This window comes from Streptomyces sp. NPDC001339 (genome assembly GCF_042895955.1).
In the GTDB taxonomy this organism is placed as follows: Bacteria; Actinomycetota; Actinomycetes; order Streptomycetales; family Streptomycetaceae; genus Streptomyces.
This window is the reverse complement of sequence record NZ_JBIAWT010000007.1, coordinates 366,355-383,527: the sequence shown is the minus strand read 5'-3', so window position 1 is coordinate 383,527 and position 17,173 is coordinate 366,355. Positions and strand designations below refer to the sequence as shown.

The following is a 17,173-nucleotide window of genomic DNA, read 5'->3' as shown; positions in this document are numbered from 1 at the left end:
CCGGCGGCAGGACGGCCGTTCGGGGCGGCGGCGCCGGTCACCGGGTGGCCGCCCTGCGGTACGCCCAGGTCGCGACGGCCAGCGAGAGCACACCGACGGCGGCGCAGACGCCCAGGTCCGCGGCGACCATGGCCCAGTCCGGCTGCGGGTCGAAGCTGTGGGCCAGCGCCTCCACACCGTAGGTCGACGGCAGCAGATCCCGGGCCCAGCCGATCACCTCGGGCATCCCCCCGGCCGGCAGCACTCCCAGGAGCAGCGCCGCCGACATGCCCAGCTGGCCGCAGAGCGTGGCGAGTTCGGGGCGGGGGGCAAGCAGTCCGAGAGCCGCGCCGAGGCCGGCCAGCGCGGCTCCGGCGAGCGGGAGCACGGCCGCCAGCACCCAGAGGTGGGCCATCGGCAGCTGGAAGAGCAGACAGCCGGTGATCGCGGTGACGAGCGTGCCAGGCACGGTGAAGGAGGCGTAGGCGGCGGCCGCGCCGAGCACCACGGCGGCCGGCGGCACCGGCAGCGTCGCGTAGTGGTCGAGACCGCCGCCGGCCCGGAGCTGGCCGAAGTACTGGGCGAGGAGGTTGAGCGCCACGAAGGCGACGACCAGGACGCTGGAGCCGGAGACCACGGCCCGCGCGGGCTCGCCGCCGTCGACCACTCCGCGCAGCAGGACCATGATCCCGATGGACTGGAAGGTGGCGACGAAGAGGAGCGGGATCCGCGCGACCCGGGCCCGGGAGAGCTGGGCGCGGTAGACGGCGCCAAGCGCGGGCACGAAGCGGGCGCGCGGCGCGAGCGGGGCGCCCCCGTCCTCGGGCCACGCCCCGGCGCCGGGCGTCGCCCCGGCCACCGCCTGCGCGGGAACCACACTCACACTGCCACCCGGCCTTTCTCACAGCGTCCACGGTGATCGACGCAGTCGACACATCCGCCGTACCCAGCCCCGTTCACGCCTTCACCAGGCCCTCGGCCCGCCCGCCCAACGCCAGACCGCAACACCCGGGGGCCAACCCCCGGCCCCCCCGGCCGACAGCCGCGCCCGCTCACGCCTTCACCAAGCCCTCGGCCCGCCCGCCCAACGCCAGGTACACGTCCTCCAGGCTCGGTGTCGTGAGGCTGAAGTCGTCGAGGGCCGCGAAGGCGGGGCCCGCGGTGACCGCGGCGACGGCGGAGCGGGCCTGGTCGGCGGGGAGGCGGAGGGTCCAGCGGCGGCCGGAGGTGCGGGCGCCGGCCTCCAGGGCGGCGACCTCGGGGACGTCCAGCGGCGGGCGGTCGCGCCAGACCAGCTCCAGCCGGACCTCGTCGCTCACCATGTCCTTCAGTCCGCCGGGCGTGTCGCAGGCGATGACCCGGCCCTGGTCGAGCACCGCGACCCGGTCGAGCACGCTCTCGGCCTCCAGGACGTTATGGGTCACCAGCACCACCGTGGCACCGCGTTCGGCCCGGCGCCGGTCCACCGCGGCCCAGACGGCGCGCCGGGCGACCGGGTCCATACCGGTGGTCGGCTCGTCCAGCACCAGCAGCGGACGCGCGCCGATCAGCGCGGTGGCGAAACAGGCGAGCCGCCGCTGGCCGCCGGAGAGCTTCTTCAGTACGCGGCCCGCGAGGTCCGCCAGGCCGAGCTCGGCGATCACCGCGTCCCGCTCGGCGCGCGCCTCCCGGGTGCCGAGACCGCGCAGCCGGCCGGTGGTCTCCACGGCGAGGGCGACGGTCAGCTCGTCCAGTGCGGTGGACTCCTGCCCCAGATAGCCGAGCAGCCGGGCGGCCCGCTCCGGGTGCCGCACCAGGTCGTGGCCGAGGACGGCGATGCTGCCGGAGTCGGGGCGCAGCAGTCCGGTCAGCTGGCGCACCAGCGTGGACTTGCCGGCGCCGTTGGGGCCGAGCAGCCCGAAGATCTCCCCGCGGCGGACGTCCAGGGTGATGCCGTCGTTGGCCCGTACGGCGGGCGCCTGTGCCGCACCGCGGCGCCCGCGCATCGCGGGGTACGTCTTGACCAGATCGCGCACGGCGCACACCACCGGCCGCCCGCGCTCCGCCTGTGTTGCGCCCGTCCTCACGAGCTATGAGGGTACGCGTCCCCGGACCGCGCCCGGCCCGCGGGGCACCGGGGCGGGGCGGAACCGGGGCGGACCGGAGGCTGTCAGTCCGCGGCCGGGGCGTGTTCGGCGGCGGTCCGTACGTCGACCTCGCGCCAGAATCCGGCCCGGATGGCGTAGCGGTCGTGCTCGTCGATCTGGTCGTCCTTGTGGGCGAGCAGCCCGAACCGGGCGGCGTAGCGGAGCAGTTCGCCGTCGATGCGGTGCGGGATGCGCGGGTACTCCGTCGAGAGCTGCTGGAGGTGCGCCGGGTCGGAGAGCCGGTCGGTCCAGCGGCGGGCGAAGACCTGGCCGACCTCGAAGGGGTCGCCGCTGACGGCGGTGATGTCCTCCTCGCGGTCGGCCCAGCGCTGCTCGGCGCTGGTGAGCTGGGCGAGGGTGGGCAGGCCGGCGGTCCCGTCGGCTTCGCCGACCGGGCCGCCGCGCTCGACCCACCCCTTGTCGGACGACCAGCGCAGGGTGGCTCCGGCCACGGACTGGACGCCGTTGCCTGTGCCCTGCTGGCCGGCCGCGCGGTCCCGCCCGAGCCCGGCGAGGTCCTTGGGGGTGGGCACGCACCGGGTGCCGGCGGTGCCCGGCTCGGCGCCGGCCGTCCGGTCGCCGTCGGCCTCGGACCGCGCCGCTCCGTTGGAGCCGTTGTGCTCGGGCGTACGGCCGTCCGCCTCCGGGCCGGGTCCGGAGGCGGCGGCCGCGGCGGCGACCGCGGATTCGGGCAGCGGCGCGGAGAGGATGGCGGCGATCTCGGGACGGGGCGCGGGCGGTGTGGCACAGGGACCGCCGATCTCCTTGGCACGGACCGCCCCGGTGATCCAGGCCCGGTCGAGCACCCGCCGCTCATCGGCCTCGGCCACCAGGTCCTCGGACTGGTTGTAGTCGCCGTCGGCGGCCTGGACGGCCCAGAGGTGGACGGCGACACCGTGCTCCTTGGCCGACATCAGGCCGGGGAGCAGATCGCCGTCGCCGGTGACCAGGACGATGTCGGAGCAGGCGCGGTTGCGGGCCAGCTCGGTCAGTTCGGCGTGCATGGCGGCGTCCACGCCCTTCTGCGCCCAGCGGCCGTCGCTGCGGGTCAGGGCACCCAGCCGGACGGTGACCCGGGGCATCACCCGCAGTCTTCGGTGCTCGGGCTGGGGGACCCGGTCGGGCGCGCCGTCGAACCAGTAGATCCGCAGCAGGGGGCGTTCGGTGTCCGCCTCGGCGCGTTGCCGGAGGCCCTGGATGAGGGCGGCGTGATCGACGGTGATACGGGCACGGGCGGGTTCTCCGGCGAGCAGGCTCGCGGCGGCACCGAGCAAATACCCGGCGTCCACCAGGACGACACAGCGGTCCACGTTCCACCCTCTTCCCTGAGGTGCCTGAAAATCCGGTCGTCCCCCGGCTCGGCCTGTGGCACGAGTTTCTCTTCGGCTTCCTTCGAGTCTGCCCGACCGTACGGGTGTTATCTGCCGGAACTCGATCATCGGCGTGGCGGATTCGGCGGGGATCTCGGGCACAGCGTGCGATCGCCCGCACTACAGAGGGTAATTGCCCGAAATGCAGGGTTCTGTCCGGCGTGTAAGTCTGGTCCCGGCTCCGATCCCAGATTCCCCCTCAGGAGGCAACGGTCATGGCCAAGAACAAGAAACAGGACCGGAAACAGAAGTCCGGCGCACCGGCGGAGCACGGACAGCGGGAAGCCCAGCACACCGCCATGGAAGCCCAGACCAAGTCCACCGGAATCAGCCCCGGGGATGTCGCGCGCAAGCACCGCGAGAAGCGCTTCGGCCACAACTGACCCTCCCCATACCGTGAGGGGCGCGCCCGCAACAGGCGCGCCCCTAGGAGGTCATGGTGTGCGGACTCAGCCGGCCAGGCAGGACGGGCCGAGCAGCACCTTGAGATCACCGAAGAGCGACGGGTCGGGCGTGACCCGGTGCCGGTCCAGCCGCAGCACGGTGGTCTTGCGCGTCCCCAGCAGCTTGATCCGCACCTCGGTGGAGCCGCGGTGGCTGTTGAGGACCTCGCCGAGCTTCTCGACCATCGGCGGGGTGACCTTCAGCGTCGGAATGGTGATCGTCACCGGGGCGTTGGCGCCCGCCTCGGAGAGGTCCGGGACCATCAGCTCCATGGCGACCAGACGCGGGACGTCCTCGCGCTTGTCGAGGCGGCCCTTGACGAACACGATGGCATCCTCGACGAGTTGGGTGGACACCAGCTGGTAGGTGGCGGGGAAGAACATGCAGTCGAGGGAACCGGCCAGGTCCTCGACGGTGGCGATCGCCCAGGCGTTGCCCTGCTTGGTCATCTTGCGCTGCAGGCCGGAGATGATGCCGCCGATGGTGACGATCGAGCCGTCGGAGTAGTCGCCGCCGGTGAGCTGGGCGATGGCGGCGTCGGCCTTGTCGGACAGCACGTGTTCGAGGCCGAAGAGCGGGTGGTCGGAGACGTAGAGACCGAGCATCTCGCGCTCCTGGGCGAGGAGGTAGGTCTTGTCCCACTCGACGTCCGAGAACTCGATGTCCAGACCGAAGCCGGGCCCGTCGGAGGCGCCGTCGCCGGAGTCGCCGCCCAGGCCGCCGAAGAGGTCGAACTGCCCCTCGGCCTCCTTGCGCTTGACCTGGACGACGTTGTCGATCATCGGCTCGTAGTGCGCCATCAGGCCCTTGCGGGTGTGGCCCATCTCGTCGAACGCGCCGGCCTTGATCAGCGATTCGGTGGTGCGCTTGTTGCAGACCACCGCCTCGACCTTGTCCAGGTAGTCGGGGAACGAGGCGTACTTCCCCTTGGACTTGCGGCAGCGGATGATCGAATCGACGACGTTCTGGCCGACGTTGCGGACCGCGGTGAGGCCGAAGAGGATCACGTCGTCGCCCTGGGCCGCGAAGTTGGCCTCGGATTCGTTGACGTTGGGCGGCAGCACCTTGATGCCCATCTTGCGGCATTCGTTCAGATAGACCGCGGACTTGTCCTTGTCGTCGCGGACCGAGGTCAGCAGCGCGGACATGTACTCGGCCGGGTAGTTCGCCTTGAGGTAGGCGGTCCAGTAGGTGACCAGGCCGTACGCGGAGGAGTGCGCCTTGTTGAAGGCGTATCCGGCGAACGGGACCAGCACGTCCCACAGCGCCTGGATCGCCGCGTCGCTGAAGCCGTTCTTCCGCGCGCCGTCCTGGAAGATGGTGAAGTTCTTCGCCAGTTCCTCGGGCTTCTTCTTGCCCATCACGCGGCGCAGGATGTCGGCCTCGCCGAGCGAGTACCCGGCGATGATCTGGGCGGCCTTCTGCACCTGCTCCTGGTACACGATCAGGCCGTAGGTCAGGCCCAGCGTCTCCTTCAGGGGCTCTTCGAGCTCCGGGTGGATCGGCGTGATCTCCTGCCGGCCGTTCTTGCGCTCGGCGTAGTTGGTGTGCGAGTTCATGCCCATCGGGCCGGGCCGGTACAGGGCCGAGACGGCGGAAATGTCCTCGAAGTTGTCGGGCTGCATCTGGCGCAGCAGCGAACGCATCGGGCCGCCGTCGAACTGGAACACACCGAGCGTGTCACCGCGGCAGAGCAGTTCGTACGTCTTCGGGTCGTCCAGCGGGACCGACAGGAGCTCCAGCTTGACGCCCTTGTTGGCCTCCACCATCTTCACGGCGTCGTCCATGATCGTGAGGTTCCTGAGGCCCAGGAAGTCCATCTTGATCAGGCCGAGCGACTCGCACTGCGGGTAGTCCCACTGCGTGATGGTCACGCCGTCGGTGTGCCGCGTCCACAGCGGGGCGTGGTCGACGATCGGCTCGCTGGACATGATGACGCCGGCCGCGTGCACACCCATCTGCCGGACCAGGCCCTCGACGCCCTTGGCGGTGTCGATGACCTTCTTCACGTCCGGCTCGTTCTCGTACATCCCCCGGATCTCGCCCGCCTCGCTGTAGCGCGGGTGCTTCGGGTTGGTGATGCCGTCGAGGTCGATGCCCTTGCCGAGGACGTCGGCGGGCATGGCCTTGGTGAGGCGGTCGCCCATCGCGTACGGGTAGCCGAGGACCCGGGCGGAGTCCTTGATGGCGTTCTTCGCCTTGATCTTGCCGTAGGTGCCGATCATGGCGACCTTGTCGGAGCCGTACTTCTCCGTGACGTACCGGATCACCTCGACGCGCCTGCGCTCGTCGAAGTCGATGTCGACATCGGGCATGGAGACGCGCTCGGGGTTGAGGAACCGCTCGAAGATCAGCCCGTGCTCGATCGGGTCGAGGTCGGTGATGCCCATGGCGTACGCGACGATCGAACCGGCCGCGGAGCCACGGCCGGGGCCGACCGCGATGCCGTTGTTCTTGGCCCACATGATGAAGTCGGCGACCACGAGGAAGTAGCCCGGGAACCCCATCTGGATGATGACGTCCATCTCGTACTCGGCCTGCCGCTGGCGGTCCTCGGGCACACCGTTCGGAAAGCGGCGGATCATGCCGCGCCGCACTTCCTCCTTGAACCAGGTGGTGTTGGTGTAGCCCTCCTCCGGGATCTCGAACCTCGGCATCAGGTCGCGCTTCTCGAACATCCCCGTGACGTCGATCTGGTCGGCGACCAGCCGGGTGTTGTCACAGCCCTGCTGCCAGGCGTCCGAGGAGTCGATGGCGTACATCTCCTCGGTGGACTTCAGGTAGTAGCCGGTGCCGTCGAAGCGGAAGCGGTCCGGGTCGGAGAGGTTCTTGCCGGTCTGGATGCAGAGCAGGGCGTCGTGCGCGGTGGACTCGTGCGCGTAGGTGTAGTGCGAGTCGTTGGTGACCAGCGGCGGGATGCCGAGCTCCTTGCCGATCTTCAGCAGGTCCTCGCGGACCCGGCGCTCGATCTCGATGCCGTGGTCCATCAGCTCGAGGAAGTACCGGTCCTTGCCGAAGATGTCCTGGTAGTCGGAGGCGGCCTGGCGCGCCTCCTCGTACTGGCCGAGGCGCAGCCGGGTCTGGAGCTCACCGGACGGGCAGCCGGTGGAGGCGATCAGCCCTTCGGACCACTGGGCGATGGTCTCCTTGTCCATCCGCGGCCACTTCTGGAGCCAGCCCTCGGCGTAGGCGTCCGAGGAGAGCCGGAAGAGGTTGTGCAGACCGGTCTTGTCGGCCGCCCAGATTGTTTTATGCGTATACCCGCCCGAACCGGAGACGTCGTCGCGCTTCTGGTGCGGCTGGCCCCACTGGATCTTGCGCTTGTTGCGCCGCGACTCGGGGGCGACGTACGCCTCGATGCCGATGATCGGCGTCACGCCCGCCTTCTGCGCCGAGTGGAAGAAGTCGTACGCGCCGTGGAGGTTGCCGTGGTCGGTCATGGCGACATGCGACATGCCCATGTCGGACGCCGCCGTGAACATGTCCGACAGCCGCGCCGCACCGTCCAGCAGCGAGTACTGGGTGTGCACGTGCAGGTGGGTGAACGGCGGCTTGTTGGCCACGGCGCTGGACCTCCGGGGACGGCTGGGGGTGGGGTGGAACGGTGTCGAAGTCTACGACTCCCCACTGACAGCCGCAGGGCACGAGCCGCCCGTCCCGGGGCGATCGCGAGTAGCCTCGGCCGTTGTCGCGGCGGACGCGCGGCACCGGTGCGCGACGCCGCCCGGCGACGCGCGTCCGCCCCGGCTCCCGCTCCGTACATCCGCACGACATCCGCACGTCAGGAGGCACCCAGCGATGCCGTCCCAGTACGCCCCGGCGCAGGACGCCGCACAGCGCGGCGAGGAGATCCTCGCCGTCTTCGACACCGCGTTCGGGGAGCTGCTCGCCGCCGACCCCGCGGCCTTCCGCGTGAAGTTCCGCAAGATGGCGGCCTCCGCCTTCGCCTTCTACCGCGGCACGGCCTGCCTCTTCTACCACGACCTGGCGGCCGGGAAGCGGACCGGCCCGTACGAGGACGACCGGACGAGCCGGGTGTGGATCCACGGCGATCTGCACGCCGAGAACTTCGGCACCTACCTGGACTCCACGGGCCGGCTGGTCTTCAACGTCAACGACTTCGACGAGGCGTACGTGGGCCCCTTCACCTGGGACCTGATGCGCTTCGCGGCCTCGGTCGCGCTGATCGGCCGCGCCAAGGCCCTCAGCGACGAGCGGATCACCGCACTCGTACGGACCTACGCCGCCGCCTACCGCGAGCGCGTGCACGCCCTGGCCACGGGAGCCAAGGGCGACGAGGTACCGCCCTTCACCCTCGACACCGCCACCGGACCGCTGCTGGGCACGCTGCGCGGCGCCCGTGCGCGCACCCGCTCCGGGCTGCTGGCGGCGACCACCGAGATCCGCGACTTCGAACGCCGTTTCAAGCCGGGGAGGACCACCGTCGAGCTCGACGCCGCCTCCCGCTACAAGGTCCTGGCCGCGTTCGACGGCTATCTGGAGACGCTGCCCGACACGAGCCTGGTCCGCCCCGACTCGTACCGCGTCAAGGACGTGGTCGGGCGCCGCGGTATGGGCATCGGCTCGGCCGGACGGCCCGGCTACGACCTCCTCCTGGAGGGCGGCAGCGACGCCCTGGAGCACGACGTGGTGCTCTATATGAAGCGGGCGGAGATCCCCGCGGTCTCCCGCCACCTCACCGACCCGGAGGTACGCGGGTACTTCCAGCACGAGGGCCACCGTACGGTCGTCTCGCAGCGCGCGCTGCAGGCGCACGCCGACCCGCTGCTGGGCTGGACCGAGCTGGACGGCCACGGCCAGCTGGTGGCCGAGGACTCCCCGTACGCCCTCGACCTGGACTGGTCCGACATCGACGACCCGGAGGAGATCGCGGAGGTCGTCGCGGACCTCGGGCGGGCCACGGCCACGATGCACGCGTCGGCGGACGACACCTCCGGCGAGTCGCTCGTGCCGTTCTCCACCGAACGGGCCATCGACGCGGCCATCGCGGCCGACGAGGACGGCTTCGCGCCGCTGCTGGTGGACTTCGCGCACTCCTACGGCGCCCGGGTCCGCGCCGACCACCAGCTCTTCGTGGACCTCTTCCGCAACGGGCGGATCGCTGGTCTGTAGCGGCTTGTATACGGGCGTCCGGCCCTCTTATCGGCCCCTTAGGTGCCACTTATCCCTGCCCATGGCACACTCGGCAGCGATGGACATCTCGGCGGCACACCTGCGGACACTACGCGCAGCGCTCTTCACGGCGCTGTGCGTCACGCTGTCCGCGGCGTCCCATGTGCTGCTGTCCCGGATGCCGCTGCCGCTGACCACCGTCGCCGCGCTCTCCGCGGCCGTCTTCGCGCTCGCCTACGCGCTGGCCGGCCGGGAGCGCGGCTACTGGCGGATCGCGGCGCTGCTGGTCCCCCTGGAGCTCGGCGCCGACCTGGTCTTCAGCCTCGGCCAGCACGCCTGTTACGGCGCGGCCGGCGGCCCGGTGGCCGGCCCGCTGCGCTCGCTGGGCGTGGACCTGCTCTGCGGCAGCGGCGGGGTCGGCGCTCCGCTGGCCCGGCTCTCCGCGGACGCCCCCGCGCCCGCCGCCTCCTACCTGCTGCTCGCGGCGCATATCGCCGTCGGGCTGCTGGCGGCCGGCTGGCTGCGCCGCGGCGAGGCGGCACTGACCCAGCTGCTCGGCGCGGTGGCCGGCTTCGCCTTCCGCCCGCTGCTGATCGCGGTCGCGGTCATCGGCGCCACGCCGGCCTGCCGCCGCCCGGCGCCCGCCCCGCTCCGGACCGGACGGCCGGCCCGGCCCGTTCCCCTGCTCGTGCACTGTGTCGTGCGCCGTGGGCCGCCCTGCGCCCTCGCTGCGTAGGCGCGCAGCCCGCACCCGCACCACGTCCCACGGACCACACGGATCTCCACGGAGCAGGAACAGACATGAGCAACCGCAACAGCCAGGCCAACAAGCAGGCAGCCCGCGAGCGGCTGCGCGCCGAGCGCGAGCGGCAGGCGAAGAAGGACCGGATCCGCCGGCAGCTGACGGTCGGCGGGGCGATCGTCGGCGTTCTGGCGATCGCCGGCGGTATCGGGGTGGCGGTCGCCACCTCGGGCGGTGACGAATCGGGGGTGGCGAACGCCGCGGGCGGCAACTCCGCCTGGGTGAAGGCCGCCAAGGCCCAGCTGGTCAAGCCGGCCCACACCACCGGGGACAAGGGCACCACCATCGTCGTCGGCAAGGCGGACGCCAAGAACACCGTCAGCTTCTTCGAGGACCTGCGCTGCCCCGGCTGCGCGGGTGTGGAGCAGAACATCGGCGGCACCGTCGAGAAGGACCTCAAGGACGGCAAGTACAAGGCGTCCTACCACCTGGGCACGTTCCTCGACGCCAACCTCAAGGGCACCGGCTCCAAGAACGCGCTGAGCGCCCTGGGCGCCGCCCTCGACGTCAGCACGGACAGCTTCCTGAAGTACAAGTCCGCGCTGTTCTCCAAGGAGTTCCACCCGGACGAGATGGGTCCGGACAAGTTCGCCGACGACAGCTACCTGCTGAAGGTCGCCGACACCGTCCCGGAGCTGAAGGGCAACGCCGCCTTCAAGAAGGCCGTCGCGTCCGGCACCTACGACCGGTGGGCCCTGGAGATGTCCGATGCGTTCAACGGGTTCAAGGACGTCACCAGCACCCCGACCATCAAGGTCAACGACACCGTGATCGGCACGGACACCCCGCGGGGCAAGGCCGCGCCGTCCACCCCGGAGGCCTTCAACTCGATGGTCGACAAGGCCCTCAAGAAGTGACCCGGGACGCCCGGGAGAAGTGACCGGGAGGCCCGGGAGGAACAACCCGGGCCGGAACACCGGCCTTTGGCATCGGCCGGCCTGCACCTCCGCAGGCCGGCCGATGCCAAATCTTGACCCGGTCCCGCGCCGTGCTCATGGCAGACTCCCGGCCACGAAGGCGACTCCGTGAGGAACGGGACCCCCCATGAGCAATCGCAACAGCCAGGCCGCCAAGTCCGCGGCCCGCGAGCGGATCCGCGCCGAGCGCGAGCGGCAGAAGAAGCGGGACAGGATGCGCCGCCAGCTCGTCGTCGGCGCCTCCGTCGTCGGCGGCCTGGCGGTCGCCGGCGCCATCGGCTTCGGCATCGTGAAACTGACCGAGCCGACCGGCTGGGAGGCCGCCGCGGAGGCCCCGCTGGTCAAACCGGCCCACACCCAGGGCAAGAACGGCACCGAGATCCTGATCGGCGACCCGAAGGCCAAGGAGACCCTGGAGGTCTTCGAGGACGTCCGCTGTCCGACGTGCGCGTCCTTCGAGCAGACCACCGGTGCGGAGCTGCTGAAGAACATCAAGGACGGCCGGTTCAAGGTCCGTTTCACGATGTATACGTTCATCGACGGTATGGCGGGCGGCGAGGGCTCGAAGAACGCGCTGAACGCGCTCGGCGCGGCGCTGAACGTCAGCCCCGAGGCCTTCCTGAAGTACAAGTCGGCGCTGTACTCCGAGAAGTACCACCCCGATGAGCGCGAGGATCTCTACGCCAAGGACTCCGAGCTGCTCAAGGCCGCGGCCGAGGTACCGGAGCTGAAGAACAACGCGGCGTTCGAGAAGGCGGTCAAGAACGGCACCTACGACCGTTGGACGATGGACATGACGGCGCTGTTCGGCCGCAAGGGCGTCGAGGGCACCCCGACCTTCCTGCACGGCGACAAGAAGCTGGTGATGGACGAGATCCCGCGGCGCCGGATGACGCCGGAGCAGTACCGCGAACTCGCCGTGCAGAACTTCCGGAAGATGATCGACAAGGAGTTCGGCCCGGCGAAGGGCACGGGCGCCGGGAAGGACGCGGGAAAGGAGTCGGGCAAGGAGTCGGGGAAGGGCTCCGGCGCGGGCGGGGAGAAGGGGATCCGGGAGGGCGAGAAGGATCCGACCGGCACCCGCTGAGCGGTAGGGCGGACGGGGACGCCGCCACACCTTGAGGCAGGGGGAAGGGAGGGCGAACTCCCGGGAATTCCAGGGGAATTCCGAGGGAACTCCCGGATTTCCCCGGAGGAAGCCCTCCCCCATTCACCTACCCCCCAGTAGGGTGAACGGCCGTGAATGATCATGAAACGATCTCGCGCCGCACGGCCGTCACCGCCGTAGCCGCCACCGCCGCCCTCCTGCCGCTCGCCGGCGCCACCACCGCGGACGCCCAACCGGCCCCGGACCAGGGCCGGTTCTTCCGGCACGGAGTCGCCTCCGGTGACCCGCTCCCGGACGGCGTCCTGCTGTGGACCCGGGTCACCCCGGAGCCCTCGGCCACCCCGGGATCCGGCCGCGGACCGGCCACCGAGGCCGGCTGGGAGGTGGCGCGCGACAAGGACTTCGCCACCGTCGTCGCCCGGGGCCGCCTGACCACCTCGGCGGCGAGCGACCACACCGTCAAGGCCGACGTCCGCGGCCTGCGCCCGGCCACCGACTACTACTACCGCTTCACCGTCGGCGGGCAGCACTCCCCCATCGGCCGCACCCGCACCACCCCCGCCCACGACTCCGCGGCCGGCCACGTCCGCTTCGGCGTGGTCTCCTGCGCCAACTGGGAGGCCGGTTACTTCTCGGCGTACCGGCATCTGGCCGCCCGCACCGATCTGGACGCGGTGCTGCACCTCGGCGACTACCTCTACGAGTACGCGTCCGGCGTGTTCCCCTCCTCCCGGCACGTCGTCCGCCCGCACTCCCCCTCCCACGAGCTGCTCACGCTCGCCGACTACCGCGTCCGGCACGGCGTCCACAAGACCGACCCGGACGCGCTGGCCCTGCACGCCGCCCACCCGGTCATCGCCATCTGGGACGACCACGAGTTCGCCGACAACGCCTGGAAGGGCGGCGCGGTGAACCACACACCGGACACCGAGGGTTCGTGGTCCGCGCGGATGGCCGCCGCGAGACAGGCGTACTTCGAGTGGATGCCGGTGCGCCCCTCGATCGCCGGCACCACCTACCGCCGGCTGCGCTTCGGCAGCCTCGCCGATCTGCACCTGCTGGACCTGCGGACGTTCCGCGACGAGCAGGTCCGACCGGGCAGCGGCGCGGTCGACGACCCGGGCCGGACGATCACCGGACGGGCCCAACTGGACTGGCTCAAGGCCGGACTTGAGCGCTCGGACACCGCCTGGCGGCTGGTCGGTACCTCGGTGATGATCTCGCCGGTCGCCTTCGGCGCCATCCCCGCGCACCTGCTCGGCCCGCTCGCCGAGATCCTCGGGATACCCAAGGAGGGCCTGGCGGCCAACACCGACCAGTGGGACGGCTACACCGACGACCGGCGCGAACTGCTCGGCCACCTCAGCGACCGCGGTATCGGCAACACCGTGTTCCTGACCGGCGACATCCATATGGCCTGGGCCAATGACGTACCGCTGCGGGCGGCGACCTACCCGGCCACGCGACCGGTGGCGACGGAGTTCGTGGTCACCTCCGTCACCTCCGACAACGTGGACGACTTCCTGCACGTCGCCCCGCACACCGTCTCCCTGGCCGGCGTCGCCGCCGTCCGGGCCACCAACCGGCATGTGAAGTGGCTGGACATGGACTCGCACGGCTACGGGGTACTGGACGTCAGCGCCGAGCGTACGCAGATGGACTACTACGGCATCTCCGACAGGACCGACCCCCACGCGACCAGCCGGCACCTGCGCTCGTACCGCACCCGCAACGGCAGCCGACGGGTCGAGCGGGCGGACGGGCCGGTCGTCTAGGACGTCGAACGGGCTGACGGGCGGACGGGCCGGTCGTCCAGGACTTCGACGGGCCGGTCGCCCAGGAGTTCAGAGCCCGGCCAGGAAGCCCAACGCCACCTGCCAGGTGCGCTCCGCCGCCTCGGCGTCGTAGTCCGGCAGATCCGGGTCGGTGAAGAGGTGGCCGGCGCCGGCGTAGCGGTACACCTCTACGTCAGCGCCGGCCCGGCGCATCCGCAGGTACCAGGCGGTCAGCCAGTCGTGCGGCTCGTACGGGTCGGGCTCGGCGACGTGCAGCTGCACCGGCAGATCGTCGGCGGCCGCGTCCTCCGCGATATCGGAGGTGCCGTGCAGGAGGAGCAGCCCGCGGGCCTTCTCGTCGCCCAGCGCGAGGTTCTGCGCGACCGCGCCGCCGAAGGAGAAACCGGCGTAGACCAGACGGCGGTCGGAGTACGGCGCGACGGCCGTGATGGCGCGCTTGAGCAGCTCCTCCTGGCCGATCTCGTCCTTGATCAGGATGCCGTCCGGCACCGATCCGGCGGTCCGCCCGTCGAACAGGTCGGGGACGATCACCTCGTGTCCCGCGGCGCGCAGCCGGTCCGCCGCGGCGTGCACCGCGGGGCGCAGCCCGTAGACGGAATGGAACAGGGCAATCGTCAAGGGCCCGCCGGTCGCGGGCTCGGTGGAGGCCGGCACTGCATCACTTCCCTGGATCGGATCGTTCTGGCCCCATCGTGCCAGGTACGGGCCGGGCGACCGGACATCAGGACACCGCGACGGTCAGCCGACGCCGCCCCGCAGGCTGCGCATGTCCAGATGCCGCAGCACCCGGTCGACGACCTCCGGGTCGGCGCCCGGCTCGTTGCGCGCGGCCAGCACCTCGTGCCGGGCGGCCGAGAGCATCTCGCCATGGATGCGCTGGACCTTCTTCATGCGGGTGAGGCGCTTGTCGAAGAGCTCGCGCCGCTCGTCGTCGACGATGTCCGGTGCGATCCGGGCGCCGAGGTCGTAGCACCGGCGCGCCAGCTGGTCGCTGACCTCGTCGGGCACCTCCTCGACCGCGAGGATCTCCTTCAGCCGCCGCTTGGAGGCCTTGATGACGCGGAGCGCCAGCTCCCGCTCCTGGGCGTCCACGGCATCGGTGTCGGCCCGTACCCCGAGCCCGCGCACCAGCCAGGGCAGGGTGAGGCCCTGGACGAGGAGGGTGGAGAGGACCACCGCGAAGGCGAGGAAGAGGATCTCGTCGCGGGCGGGGAACGGGCCGCCGTCGACGGTGTACGGGATGGCCAGCGCCAGGGCCACGGACGCCACTCCGCGCATCCCCGACCACCACATGACGAGCGTCTCCCGCCAGCTCATCGGGATGTCCTCGTCGTAGTCGCGGCGCTTGTGCATCCGCTTGGCGAGCCAGGCGGCGGGCAGCAGCCACACCAGCCGGACGCCGACGACCACCGCGATCACCGCGGCGGCGGCGCCGAGCAACTCGCCCCAGCGGTGCGCGGCAATGCCGACGACCCTGTGCAGTTCCAGGCCGATCAGCCCGAAGGCGACGCCGGTGACGAGAGTGTCGACGACCTCCCAGAAGGTGTACCCGGTGACCCGGCCCATCACGTCGTCCGGGTCGACCGCGTACTGGGCCAGGTAGAGCGCGCAGGTCAGCACGGCCAGCACCCCGGATCCCTGGAGCTCCTCGGCGAGGACGTAGGCGACGAACGGCACCAGCAGCGTCAGCCCGGTCTGGAGTGTCGGGTCGCCGAGCCGTCCCATCAGCTTGTTGGCCGCCCAGCCGATGACCAGGCCGACCGCTATGGCGACGACGGCGGAGAGCACCAGCGAGCCGAGTGCGCCGGGCACCGAGAAGGTGCCGCTGACCGCCGCGGCGAGCGCGACGTGGTAGAGCACGATCGCGGTGACGTCGTTGAACAGGCCCTCGCCCTCCAGGATGGAGACCATCCGGCGGGGCAGCCCGAGCTTGCCGGCCACAGCGGTGGCGGCGACCGGGTCGGGAGGGGCGACCAGCGCGCCGAGCACCACCGCGGCGGCCACCGGCAGCCCGGGCACCACAGCCTGGGCGACCGCGGCGACCGCGGCGGTGGTGGCGAAGACCAGCGCGACGGCGAGCAGGAGGATCGGCCGGAGGTTGGCCGTGAACTGCCGCCACGAGGTGCGCTGCACGGCCGCGTAGAGCAGCGGCGGCAGCACCAGCGGAAGGATGAACTCCGGCGGCACCTCGACGTTGGGGACGAACGGCAGCAGTGCCAGGACGGCGCCGGCGACGGTCATCAGCACCGGCGCCGGCAGTCCCAGCCGGTCGCCGACCGGCACCATGACCACGGCTCCGAGGAGAAGAACGAACAGCAGAGCCAGCTGGTCCACGGTGGCTACGCTCCGGGGTGGGCGGATTCGATCACTTTCGCCCCAAGAGTGCCACGTACGGGCGGAAAACCCGCCCCGGGGTCAGCTGCTCTCGTCGCGCACGGTGTCGAGGGCGCGCTGCAGATCGTCCGGGTAGGCGCTCTCGAACTCGACCCAGCGGCCGTCGGAGGGGTGCTCGAAGCCCAGCCGGACCGCGTGCAGCCACTGCCGGCTCACGCCCAGCCGCTTGGCGAGGGTGGGGTCCGCGCCGTACGTCAGGTCACCGACGCAGGGGTGGCGATGCGCGGCCATGTGCACCCGGATCTGGTGGGTGCGCCCGGTCTCCAGCTTGATGTCGAGGAGGCTGGCCGCGCGGAACGCCTCGATGAGGTCGTAGTGGGTGACGCTCGGCTTGCCGTCGGCGGTGACCGCCCACTTGTAGTCGTGCTGCGGATGCCGGCCGATGGGGGCGTCGATGGTGCCGCTCATCGGGTCCGGGTGGCCCTGGACCAGGGAGTGGTAGCGCTTCTCGGGGACGCGCTCCTTGAACTGCCGCTTCAGTGACGTGTACGCCCGCTCGGACTTGGCGACCACCATCAGGCCGGAGGTGCCGACGTCGAGACGGTGCACGATGCCCTGGCGCTCGGCGGCGCCGGAGGTGGAGATGCGGTAGCCGGCCGCGGCCAGTCCGCCGATGACGGTGGTACCGGTCCAGCCGGGGCTCGGGTGGGCGGCGACGCCCACCGGCTTGACGATCACGACGATGTCGTCGTCGTCATGCACGATCTCCATGCCCTCGACGGGCTCGGCGACGATCTCCACGGGCGGCGCGGCCTGCGGCATCTCGACCTCCAGCCACGCGCCGCCGCGCACCCGCTCGGACTTCATCACCTCGGCCCCGTCGACCCGGACCTTTCCGGCGGCGGCGAGCTCGGCCGCCTTCGTACGGGAGAAGCCGAACATCCGGGCCAGCGCGGCGTCTACACGCTCGCCCTCCAGGCCGTCCGGTACGGGCAGGGTGCGGATCTCGGGAATCGTGCTCACCTTAAGGAGTATGGCAGCCTCGGCACCCCTCGTCGGGGCGGGCCGGGGCAGGAGCCGTGGGTGGTGCGGATCGGTGGACGTCGGCGCCCATGACAGCCTCGGCACCCCGCGTCGGGGCGGGCCGGGGCAGGAGCCGTGGGG

General features: G+C 71.3%; 13 protein-coding genes. 6 read left to right on the top strand and 7 right to left on the bottom strand.

The window, feature by feature from the left end; all coding sequences use genetic code 11:
* Window positions 1-37: 37 nt before the first annotated feature.
* The 3 genes from ACFY12_RS22580 to ACFY12_RS22570 all read right to left on the bottom strand — a co-directional run bounded on the left by ACFY12_RS22580 (window position 38) and on the right by ACFY12_RS22570 (window position 3,415).
* Window positions 38-862, bottom strand: a complete 825-nt coding sequence (locus ACFY12_RS22580) for an ABC transporter permease (RefSeq protein WP_390717643.1) — start codon at window positions 860-862, stop codon at window positions 38-40.
* 169 nt (window positions 863-1,031) lie between these two features.
* On the bottom strand, window positions 1,032-2,045 hold the full coding sequence (locus tag ACFY12_RS22575; protein WP_390717642.1) for an ABC transporter ATP-binding protein: 1,014 nt from the start codon (window positions 2,043-2,045) through the stop codon (window positions 1,032-1,034).
* An 83-nt stretch (window positions 2,046-2,128) separates the two neighbouring features.
* On the bottom strand, window positions 2,129-3,415 hold the full coding sequence (locus tag ACFY12_RS22570) for an NYN domain-containing protein (protein ID WP_390717641.1): 1,287 nt from the start codon (window positions 3,413-3,415) through the stop codon (window positions 2,129-2,131).
* Between the two features lie 275 nt (window positions 3,416-3,690).
* Between ACFY12_RS22570 and ACFY12_RS22565 the strand changes: the two genes are divergently transcribed.
* Window positions 3,691-3,858 carry a hypothetical protein gene (locus ACFY12_RS22565; protein WP_390717640.1) on the top strand — a complete coding sequence of 56 codons (168 nt, stop codon included), beginning with the start codon at window positions 3,691-3,693 and terminating at the stop codon, window positions 3,856-3,858.
* A gap of 66 nt (window positions 3,859-3,924) precedes the next feature.
* Here the strand turns inward: ACFY12_RS22565 and dnaE are convergent, their stop codons facing one another.
* Entirely contained in the window at window positions 3,925-7,482 is a 3,558-nt protein-coding gene (dnaE, locus tag ACFY12_RS22560; RefSeq protein WP_390717639.1) for a DNA polymerase III subunit alpha, read from the bottom strand.
* A 235-nt stretch (window positions 7,483-7,717) separates the two neighbouring features.
* Here dnaE and ACFY12_RS22555 point away from each other — a divergent pair, with 235 nt between their 5' ends.
* The 5 genes from ACFY12_RS22555 (at window position 7,718) to ACFY12_RS22535 (ending at window position 13,654) form a co-directional block, all read left to right on the top strand.
* Complete coding sequence (locus ACFY12_RS22555; protein WP_390717638.1) at window positions 7,718-9,052, top strand: DUF2252 domain-containing protein; 1,335 nt, start codon at window positions 7,718-7,720, stop codon at window positions 9,050-9,052.
* A gap of 79 nt (window positions 9,053-9,131) precedes the next feature.
* Window positions 9,132-9,788, top strand: coding sequence for a hypothetical protein (locus ACFY12_RS22550; RefSeq protein ID WP_390717863.1), 657 nt, complete (start codon window positions 9,132-9,134; stop codon window positions 9,786-9,788).
* Between the two features lie 65 nt (window positions 9,789-9,853).
* Window positions 9,854-10,711, top strand: coding sequence for a thioredoxin domain-containing protein (locus tag ACFY12_RS22545; RefSeq protein WP_390717637.1), 858 nt, complete (start codon window positions 9,854-9,856; stop codon window positions 10,709-10,711).
* A 187-nt stretch (window positions 10,712-10,898) separates the two neighbouring features.
* Window positions 10,899-11,858 carry a thioredoxin domain-containing protein gene (locus ACFY12_RS22540; protein ID WP_390717636.1) on the top strand — a complete coding sequence of 320 codons (960 nt, stop codon included), beginning with the start codon at window positions 10,899-10,901 and terminating at the stop codon, window positions 11,856-11,858.
* A gap of 152 nt (window positions 11,859-12,010) precedes the next feature.
* A complete protein-coding gene (locus ACFY12_RS22535) occupies window positions 12,011-13,654 on the top strand; it encodes an alkaline phosphatase D family protein (RefSeq protein ID WP_390717635.1) in 1,644 nt (547 codons plus the stop codon).
* 69 nt (window positions 13,655-13,723) lie between these two features.
* Here the strand turns inward: ACFY12_RS22535 and ACFY12_RS22530 are convergent, their stop codons facing one another.
* From ACFY12_RS22530 to ACFY12_RS22520, 3 genes are all read right to left on the bottom strand, one after another.
* Entirely contained in the window at window positions 13,724-14,293 is a 570-nt protein-coding gene (locus ACFY12_RS22530; RefSeq protein WP_390717634.1) for a dienelactone hydrolase family protein, read from the bottom strand.
* A gap of 120 nt (window positions 14,294-14,413) precedes the next feature.
* Window positions 14,414-16,009 (bottom strand): Na+/H+ antiporter, encoded by a 1,596-nt coding sequence (locus ACFY12_RS22525; protein ID WP_390717633.1) that lies wholly within the window; start codon window positions 16,007-16,009, stop codon window positions 14,414-14,416.
* An 81-nt stretch (window positions 16,010-16,090) separates the two neighbouring features.
* On the bottom strand, window positions 16,091-17,032 hold the full coding sequence (locus ACFY12_RS22520) for an RluA family pseudouridine synthase (RefSeq protein WP_390717632.1): 942 nt from the start codon (window positions 17,030-17,032) through the stop codon (window positions 16,091-16,093).
* Window positions 17,033-17,173 lie beyond the last annotated feature (141 nt).